This is a genomic window from Vibrio sp. 10N.222.46.A1 (assembly GCF_041473595.1).
GTDB lineage: Bacteria > Pseudomonadota > Gammaproteobacteria > Enterobacterales > Vibrionaceae > Vibrio > Vibrio tasmaniensis_A.
On the sequence record NZ_JBFRSN010000749.1, the window covers coordinates 1 to 1,692 of the forward strand.

At 44.1% G+C, this 1,692-nt stretch carries 1 protein-coding gene; it reads left to right on the top strand.

The genetic code is table 11. The features are described from left to right. Positions 1 to 1,692: patatin-like phospholipase family protein (locus AB4496_RS19580; protein ID WP_372131678.1), on the top strand; the 1,692-nt coding region annotated here is incomplete at both ends.

The following is a 1,692-nucleotide window of genomic DNA, read 5'->3' on the forward strand; positions in this document are numbered from 1 at the left end:
GTTAGTGAGTAGCTTGGGTATTGTCGGTACTGTGATCAGTTTTCAACTGTTTGCCGCTACTGCAGCACAGGTTGATTCATCAGAACATGTTGAACTTAAAGAAGCTCATAAAAGGCCAACCGTTGCTGTCGTTCTTGCTGGTGGTGGGGCAAAAGGTGCAGCTCACATCGGTGTGCTTAAAGCCCTAGAAGAGATGCAAATTCCGGTTGATTACATTACCGGTACCAGCATGGGCGCATACGTTGGTGGTCTTTATGCGACAGGGATGAGCGCAGATGAGATCGAGAGCTTTATTTATACGGTTGATTGGAATCGTGGTTATCGCGATCGCGTTGACCGTAGTGATCGCCGTGTGCGAGACAAAGAATATGAAGACCGTTATCAACTGAATACCGATCTCGGTTTAGGTTGGGGCGAAATCAAAGCCAGAAAAGGTGTGGTTCAAGGTCAGAATATGTTGCGTATTCTGCGCGAGACCACTGGTAATTTATCTCCCCTCGATTCTTTCGACAGCCTCGCTATTCCATATCGCTCTGTCGCAACCGATATTATCGACCTTGAAGAAGTCGTGATCGATCATGGTCACCTTGTTGATGCGATGATGGCGAGTATGTCAGTACCTGGAGCACTTCCTCCTTATGAAGTTGATGGGCGAATGTTGGTCGATGGTGGTGTCACTAATAACATGCCTGTTGATGTTGCTAGAGCGATGGGTGCTGACATAGTTATTGCGATTGATATCAGTACTAACTACAAAAGCAAAGAAGACTTCACTAACTTTTTAGCCGCAGCAGACCAACTCTCTAATTACCTTGTTCAACGCAGCACTCAAGAGCAAGCCGCGACGTTAACAGACGATGATTTTTTCCTACGTCCTGATGTTGGGCAAATGGAGACCACCGAGTTCGATAAAATGCCGACGGCTTATCATGCTGGATACGAAGCAACAAGGCAGTATACGGATCAGCTTTCTAAGTTGGCTCTCTCTAACGCAGACTATCAAAAGTATATCGATCATAAACAGCAAGCTCGAAAGCAGCTAAAACATGGCGACCAGACTGTCGTTGATAGAGTTATTATTAACAACAACACCCACTATTCAGATAAGTTGATCGAAAATCGTTTAAACCTCGATTCTGGTCAGGTTGTTAAAACCAGTGAAATCGAATCTAAAGTGAAAGATCTTTATGCTTTAGATCGGTTCGAGTTGGTTACTTATGAATTTGAAAATGTTGATGGCGAGGATCAACTGCTGGTCGATGTGAACGAAAAATCTTGGGGTCCCAACTATCTCAATTTTCGATTTTTTCTTGAAGATGATTTCTCGACTACCAGCCAGTATTCGCTCGGTGTCTCTGCCAACTTTACCGATATTAATAAGCATGGTGCAGAGCTAAGAACTAATATCGAGATGGGTACTGACAAACGCATTGAGGCGGAACTCTTCTCACCATTCTTTTCGAGTCAAAAGTTGTTCACATCTGTGTCTATTGCTTACAGCAACCAGAATCGAAACCTGCCAGCAGGAATCGGCGAGATTGGAGAACCTACACTGGATGCAACCAAAGACTACTTACCAATGTCTTATCAAGAGTATCTGAGTGAATTTGCATTGGGCTATCAACCGACATTGTGGCAAGAACTGAAATTTGGTGCACGTTATACAGATGGCAGTATTGAGGTGGCATCATT